Source organism: Spirillospora sp. NPDC046719, assembly GCF_040645715.1.
In the GTDB taxonomy this organism is placed as follows: domain Bacteria; phylum Actinomycetota; class Actinomycetes; order Streptosporangiales; family Streptosporangiaceae; genus Spirillospora.
In genome coordinates this window covers 19,452-25,865 of sequence record NZ_JBEYYT010000107.1, presented here as the reverse complement: position 1 = coordinate 25,865, position 6,414 = coordinate 19,452, and the positions used below count along the sequence as shown (strand labels likewise).

The 6,414-nt window shown below is 69.8% G+C and carries 8 protein-coding genes and 2 pseudogenes; 7 read left to right on the top strand and 3 right to left on the bottom strand.

Annotated elements, in window-relative coordinates; translation table 11 throughout:
- Both ABZ914_RS19990 and ABZ914_RS19985 read left to right on the top strand, forming a co-directional pair.
- Positions 1-206 (top strand): hypothetical protein (locus ABZ914_RS19990; protein ID WP_500194681.1); only part of this gene is annotated, 206 nt, incomplete at its 5' end.
- A complete protein-coding gene (locus tag ABZ914_RS19985) occupies positions 169-678 on the top strand; it encodes a Tn3 family transposase (RefSeq protein WP_500194679.1) in 510 nt (169 codons plus the stop codon). The genes ABZ914_RS19990 and ABZ914_RS19985, both read left to right, overlap by 38 nt.
- On the opposite strand, the gene ABZ914_RS19980 is transcribed toward ABZ914_RS19985, so the two are convergent.
- The 3 genes from ABZ914_RS19980 to ABZ914_RS19970 form a co-directional block, all read right to left on the bottom strand.
- Positions 663-1,520 carry an aldo/keto reductase gene (locus tag ABZ914_RS19980; RefSeq protein ID WP_500194678.1) on the bottom strand — a complete coding sequence of 286 codons (858 nt, stop codon included), beginning with the start codon at positions 1,518-1,520 and terminating at the stop codon, positions 663-665. The genes ABZ914_RS19985 and ABZ914_RS19980 overlap by 16 nt on opposite strands.
- Complete coding sequence (locus ABZ914_RS19975) at positions 1,517-1,951, bottom strand: cupin domain-containing protein (protein ID WP_500194676.1); 435 nt, start codon at positions 1,949-1,951, stop codon at positions 1,517-1,519. Before ABZ914_RS19975 ends, ABZ914_RS19980 begins: the two co-directional genes overlap by 4 nt.
- A 71-nt stretch (positions 1,952-2,022) precedes the next feature.
- Positions 2,023-2,343: a carboxymuconolactone decarboxylase family protein gene (locus ABZ914_RS19970; protein ID WP_500194675.1), complete on the bottom strand. Its 321-nt coding sequence runs from the start codon at positions 2,341-2,343 to the stop codon at positions 2,023-2,025.
- A 193-nt stretch (positions 2,344-2,536) separates the two neighbouring features.
- Between ABZ914_RS19970 and ABZ914_RS19965 the strand changes: the two genes are divergently transcribed.
- The 5 genes and pseudogenes from ABZ914_RS19965 to ABZ914_RS19945 form a co-directional block, all read left to right on the top strand.
- Complete coding sequence (locus tag ABZ914_RS19965) at positions 2,537-3,433, top strand: helix-turn-helix transcriptional regulator (RefSeq protein ID WP_500194672.1); 897 nt, start codon at positions 2,537-2,539, stop codon at positions 3,431-3,433.
- A 312-nt stretch (positions 3,434-3,745) separates the two neighbouring features.
- A complete protein-coding gene (locus tag ABZ914_RS19960) occupies positions 3,746-4,516 on the top strand; it encodes an SDR family NAD(P)-dependent oxidoreductase (RefSeq protein ID WP_500194671.1) in 771 nt (256 codons plus the stop codon).
- A gap of 250 nt (positions 4,517-4,766) precedes the next feature.
- The gene (locus ABZ914_RS19955) at positions 4,767-5,105 is read left to right on the top strand and encodes an AfsR/SARP family transcriptional regulator (protein ID WP_500194669.1); all 339 of its coding nucleotides are present in this window, start codon (positions 4,767-4,769) and stop codon (positions 5,103-5,105) included.
- Positions 5,106-5,115: 10 nt separating this feature from the next.
- A pseudogene (locus tag ABZ914_RS19950) lies at positions 5,116-5,607 on the top strand (BTAD domain-containing putative transcriptional regulator); the annotation flags it as partial.
- Positions 5,608-5,661: 54 nt separating this feature from the next.
- Positions 5,662-6,414: pseudogene (locus tag ABZ914_RS19945) on the top strand (IS5 family transposase); the annotation flags it as partial.

The following is a 6,414-nucleotide window of genomic DNA, read 5'->3' as shown; positions in this document are numbered from 1 at the left end:
GCGGCGAGCGCGCCGCCGGAGGGGAGGATCGTCCGACAAGCGGCACCGCGGTGAGGGTCGCGCGGGTCTCGGCCCCCTCGCTGGCACGTCGCACGCTCTGCGAGTTGCCCAACAAAAGCGAGGCCCTCCTGTTCGAGGCGGCTACGATCGGCCATCGCGCCGCCGCGAATGAAGCCGATCGGCGTTTGCACTGGGATTGCCGATGAGCGCCGCAACGAAGCCTTCGACGACTTCGCCGACTGGCTGATGTTCAGCGGCAAGCTCATCGGCCACAACGATCCCGACCACCAAGAGAAGGTGATCAGGTTCAACGAGCTGATCGCCAACTGGGTCATCTACTCCGCCGCCTGCGACATCACCGACGCCGCCAACGCCATCGCCGCCGAAGGCCACCGCGTCAACACCGACGAGCTGGCCACAATTCGCCCTACATCACCCACACCATCCGCCGGTTCGGCAACTGGCCCCCTTAACCTCACCCCACCCGCCCAGGCCACCACCCCCGGCTCGACCTGGAATCCCGCGTGCTGTTCGCGCCGAGCGCCTGATGGCCTCGGCGCACGCCAGACGAGCGCTACCTCGCGCCGGCACGGGTCGGCCATGACGCATCGAGCCGGACGCAGACGCGACGGTGTCGGTGGCGCCGAACTCGGCGGTCACCTTCACTTGCCGCTGTAGACGGGGAAGGCGCTGTGCTCGCCGTAGTCCACGTCGCGCAGGCCCCGCAGAGCGTCCATGTCCGCGTCGGAGATCTCGAAGTCGACGTCGGCGTTGGACCGCATGTGCTCGGGGTTCGCCGTCTTGGGCAGCGACACCGTGCCCAGCTGGAGGGTGTAGCGGATGCACAGCTGGGGGACCGACACCCCGTACTTCTCGGCCATCGCCTGGACTTCGGCGTTCTTCAGGATCGCGCCGTGGGCGATCGGCGAGTACGCCTCGACGAGGATCTGCCGGCTCTCGCAGTAGGCCAGCAGCTCGGCGGGGGTGTTCCCGGCGTGCACGAGCAACTGGTTCACGTGCGGGACGACGGTCGCGCCCTGCAGGATGTTGTCCAGGTCGTGCTGCTGGAAGTTGGAGACGCCGATGGCCCGGATCTTTCCGGCCTGGTGGGCGTCCTCCAGAGCACGCCACGCCTCGCGGTTGCCCTGGGCGTAGTCGCCGCCGCGGAAGTCGTCCCACGGCTGCGGGCTGTGGATCAGCATCAGGTCGATACGGTCCAGGCCCAGCTTCTCCAGCGAGCCGTCGATCGCGGCGAGCGCCTGGTCGTAGTCCTTGATCTCCGCGGCGAGCTTGGTCGAGACGAACAGCTCCTCGCGGGGCACCCCCGAGGTGCGCACGCCCTCGCCGACGCCGCGCTCGTTGCCGTACGCCTGGGCGGTGTCGATGTTGCGGTAGCCGATCTGCACGGCCGCGCGGACCGCGTCGGCCGCCTTGTCGTCGTCGATGAACCAGGTGCCGAGCCCCAGCCTGGGAATCTCGACGCCGTTCGACAGTGTGTAGGTCTCTTCCAGGACGGTCATGCGTTCGCTCCGTTCTTCGGCAGCTTGCCGTACACCTCGTCGGTGACCGGCTCGAGCCATTCGTTACCGACACCTTCGCCCGGGGTGATGAAGGCCAGGTGGGAGAACCACGCGTCGGCCTTCGCACCGTGCCAGTGCTTGGTGCCCGCCGGGACGCGGATCACCGTGCCCGGCTCCATGCTGATGGGGTCCTCTCCCTCAGCCTGGTACCAGCCGCTGCCCGCCGTGCACAGCAGGATCTGGTCCCCGCCGCCGTTCGTGCCGTGGTGGATGTGCCAGTTGTTGCGGCAGCCCGGCTCGAAGGAGACGTTGCTGACGGGAACGCTGCCCGAGGCGAGCGGAGCCAGATAGCTCTGGCCGATGAAGTACTGCGCGTAGGCGTCGTTCTTCTCGCCGAGCGGGAAGATCTGGTCGAATCCGTTGCCGGCCATCTCGTTCCTCCTCTTTGGGTTCACTACGGCCCGCTGATCGTGCGGGGCCGATTTGCCGCCCGCGCCGAGGATCAGGCGGAGCGTTCGTCCGCGATCTTCTTCAGCAGGGTGATCGCGGTCATGGCGTTGGGCCAGCCGGCGTAGAAGGCCAGGTGCGTGATCGCCTCGGACAGCTCCTCCACGCTGAGCCCGTTGTCCAGGGCCACACCGAGGTGGTAACCGAGCTGCTCGCTGCGGTAGAGGGCCGCCAGCACACTGACGGTGACCAGGCTTCGATCCCTCGCAGACAGGCCGGGGCGTTCCCAGATGTCGCCGAACAGCACCTCGTTGGTGACGTCGACGAGCTTGGGCGCGATCTGCGCGAGTTCCTGCGGGGCGGACTGCTTGGGCACGAAAGAGCTCCTCTGCTGGAAGGCCGGTCAGTTTCGGGTGGGATCAGTCGATCCCGGCACAGCCTGGGAGCCAGTAGCCCCCACGGCGGTCCACTACCCAGCCAACCGCAGGTCAGAGGCCGAGAGCAGGGCCTGATGATCCAGGCACTGACAGGACCCCTCTCCGCGCCGGACGTCCACCTAACCTGGAAAGGTGAGCACACAGAGTGACATCCGCGAATTCCTCGCCTCACGCCGCGCCAAGATCACGCCGCGGCAGGCCGGGCTGCCCGCCTACGGCGGCCGTCGGCGCGTGCCGGGGTTGCGCCGCGAAGAGGTCGCTCTGCTGGCGGGCGTCAGCATCGACTACTACGTACGGCTGGAACGCGGACACCTGGCCGGCGCCTCCGACGAGGTCCTGCACGCCGTCGCCAGCGCCCTGCAACTGGACGAGGCCGAACGCGCCCACCTGTTCGACCTGGCCCGTGCCGCCGCCAAGCGGCCCGCCCGCTGTACCGGACGCCCTCGCGGACCGCTGCCCGACAGCGTCCTGCGGGTCCTGCACTCCATGACCGACTCGCCAGCGTTCATCCGCAACGGCCGCCTGGACATCCTGGCCACCAACCGCCTGGGCCGGGCCCTGTACTACCCGGCGTTCCCCGAACGGGACGCCCAGACGGCCAACATCGCCCGCTTCCAGTTCCTGGACCCCGACGGCCGCGACTTCTTTCCCGACTGGGAGGAGTCGCTGAACACCACCGTTTCGCTGCTGCGCACCGAGGCCGGGCGCGCGCCCGGCGACAGCGAGCTGACCGGGCTCATCGGCGAACTGGTCACCCGCAGCGAGGAGTTCCGTACGGCGTGGGCCAAGCACAACGTGCGCCTACACCACACCGGCCACAAAGCCTTCCGCCACCCCGCGATCGGCGAGATCACCCTCGACTTCGACGCCATGGAACTCCCCGCCCAGCCCGGCCTCACCCTCACCGCCTACAGCGCACCACCTCACACTCCCGACCACGACAAACTCCTACTCCTCGCCACCTGGGCAGCCACCGAAGTCAGCCCGCAGGAGACCGTGGACCCGACATCGTCCGACCCGCACGCCTAACCCATCCCCTGCCGCCCGCGCGCCTGCCTGCACATTTCTCCCTGTCGGCAAGCGATCTTGGACTCAAGGGGTCAGTGCATCACCGGTCCTCGGGAGGCTTTAACGAACCTGTCACCAGCCGCAAACGGCGGCTGCAGGCTCCGCCGCCTGCGGCTCAGCTGACGGGAAGAGGCTGGGGATGGGGCCATGGCGTACGCCCGGGGTTGTCGACGTGCTCCGGTGAGGCTGTGGTGAGCGTCCGGTGAGCCCCTAACGCGAGGATCGGGTCATCGCCGGATCCGCTCCGGACCGGCCATGGAACAGGGAGTGACGATGAACGTTCTGACTGGCAAGACGGCACTGGTGACTGGTGGCTCGCGGGGAATCGGCCGGGCGATCGCGCTGCGGCTCGCGGCCGAGGGCGCGCTGGTCGCGGTCCACTACGGAGGCAACGACGAGGCGGCGAAGGAGACGGTCGGGCTGATCGAGGCCGCCGGCGGCCGGGCGTTCAGTGTGCGGGCCCGGTTCGGCACGGAGGGTGCGGTGGACCGGCTCTTTGACGGACTGACCGCCGGGCTGGCCGGGCGGGGCCTGGACATCTTGGTGAACAACGCCGGCATCGGCTCCGGCAAGGCCGCCGCGCAGCTCGACCCGCAGGAGTTCGAGCAGCTGCTCGCCATCAATGTCAGCACCCCGTTCTTTGTGATTCAGCGCGCGCTGCCGCTGCTGAACGATGGCGGCCGCATCATCAACATGGGCTCGGTGGCGAGCCGGTTCGGCGTCTCCATGCAGATCGGCTACACCATCACCAAGTCCGCTCTGGAGTCGATGGCGCCGACCCTGGCCAATGACTTGGGGCGCCGCGGCATCACGGTCAACACGGTCGCCCCCGGCGCGGTGCGCACCGACCTGACGGCAGGCCTCACCGCCGTCCCGGAGGCCGTCGCGCAGCTGGAGGCGATCACCGCGGTGGGCAGGCTCGGCGAGCCCGAGGACGTCGCCGATGTGGTCGGGTTCCTGGCGAGCCCGGCGGGGCGCATGGTGACCGGTCAGACGGTGGACGTCTCGGGCGGCACCTGGCTCGGCCCGATCAGCCCCGCGTGATCCTCTGGGCGCGTCTTCCCCGTCCTGATGATCGCCCGTGGCATGGCTCGGATCATCGCGGGCGGTGAATATTCGCGGCCATGCGGTTCGGGATCTTGGGCGAGACCAGAGCGTGGGATGACCAGGGTGCCGAGGTGGCGCTGGGCGGGCCGGCGCGGCGGGCGCTGCTGGCCCTGCTGCTCGTGCGCCCCGGCGAGGTCGTGTCGGCCGACCGCCTGCCGACGGGATTGACCCCGTTGGGGGTGTATCGGTGCACGCGCTGCAGTCCCAGGTGTCGCGGCTCCGCCCGGCTCTGGGGCCGTCGGGTGCGATAGAACGAGCTGGGACGGGCTACCGGATCGTGGTCGAGCCAGACAACGTGGACGCCTCCCGGTTCGAGCGGCTGGCCGGAGAGGGCCGCGCGGCGCTGGCCGACGGTGACGCGGAACGGTCGGTCGTCCTGCTGCGTGAGGCTCTGGAGCTGTGGCGGGGACCGGCGCTGGCCGACCTGCCGGACAGCGAGACCGCCCAAGCGGCCGCCCTGCGGCTGGAGGAGCGTCGGCTCGGAGCGCTCGAGGACCGCATCGAGGCCGGGCTCCGGCTGGGGTGAGTACAGGGCGGCCGTACCGGAGCTGCGTGAGCTGGTCGGCCGTCATCCGTTGCGGGAGCGGCTTGCGGGGTTGTTGATGCGGGCGCTGTTCGCCGAGGGCGGGCAGGCCGAGGCGCTGGTGGTGTTCGAGACGACCCGTCGGCGCCTGGCCGACGAGCTGGGTGCCGATCCGTCGGCCGAGCTGACCGCGCTTCACCGCGAGCTGCTGAGTAGCGGCCCGACGCCGCCGCCGCCGGCCGCGCCGCCCGCCCAGCTGACGAGTTTTGTGGGCCGCGCCGATGAGGTGGCCGAGGTCGCCGAGATGTTGCGGGTGGCCAGGCTGGTCACCCTGATCGGTCCCGGCGGAGTCGGCAGGACGAGGCTATCGGTCGAGGTCGCGGGCGCCGAAGGCGGGGATGTAGGGGGCGCTGCGGACCAGGTGTGTTTCGTGGAGCTGGCCCCGCTGCGCGACGGCGCCGGGGTGCCGCAGGCGCTGCTGGGTGCGCTAGGGCCTGTCCGGTAGATCTTGGTGTTCTGCTGAGGATGATCTGGTGGTGTGGGTTGATGGTGTGTCGTGGTGCGACGGCATGAGTTGACCGATGCGGCGTGGCGGCGGATCGAGCCGCTTTTACCTGCCCAGCCCGTCCGGGGTGGCCGGTGGGTCGATCACCGCACGGTGGTAAACGGGATCTTGTGGAAGCTGGCCACCGGTGTGCCGTGGCGGGACCTGCCCGAGCGGTACGGCAACTGGAAGACCGTCTATGAGCGGTATCGGCGGTGGGCCGCCGACGGCACCTTCGATGCGATCTTGACCCATGTGCAGGTCCACGACGACTCGGTCGGCCGCATCGAGTGGACCGTCAGCGTGGACTCCACCATCGTGCGCGCGCACCAGCACGCCGCCGGGGCCCGCAAAAAGGGGAACTGCGCGGGACGAACCGGGCGTCCGGGCAGGCACTCGGGCGGTCACGGGGCGGGCTGACCACCAAGGTCCACTTGGCGGTCGACGGGCGTGGCCTGCCGTTGTCGATCGTGCTCACGCGGGGCAACATCAACGACTGCACCGCCTTCGGGCAGGTCCTGGCAGCGATCGCTGTGCCGCGGCCCGGTTCGGGGCGTCCTCGGTGCCGGCCCGACCGGGTGATCGCCGACAAGGCCTACAGCTCGGCCGCGATCCGCCGGTCACTGCGGGCCCGCGGAATCGCCGCGACCATCCCCGAACGAGCCGACCAGAAGGCCGGACGCGGCCGCCGCGGCTCACGCGGCGGGCGCCCACCCGTGATGGCCCCCGTACGTTTAAGGCGCCCCCAACATGTCCAACGCTGGCTCG

Coding starts and splice junctions, on each gene's coding strand:
- ABZ914_RS19985 (WP_500194679.1), top strand. CDS start 169: ATGAAGCCGATCGGCGTTTGCACTGGGATTGCCGATGAGCGCCGCAAC.
- ABZ914_RS19980 (WP_500194678.1), bottom strand. CDS start 1,520: ATGACCGTCCTGGAAGAGACCTACACACTGTCGAACGGCGTCGAGATT.
- ABZ914_RS19975 (WP_500194676.1), bottom strand. CDS start 1,951: ATGGCCGGCAACGGATTCGACCAGATCTTCCCGCTCGGCGAGAAGAAC.
- ABZ914_RS19960 (WP_500194671.1), top strand. CDS start 3,746: ATGAACGTTCTGACTGGCAAGACGGCACTGGTGACTGGTGGCTCGCGG.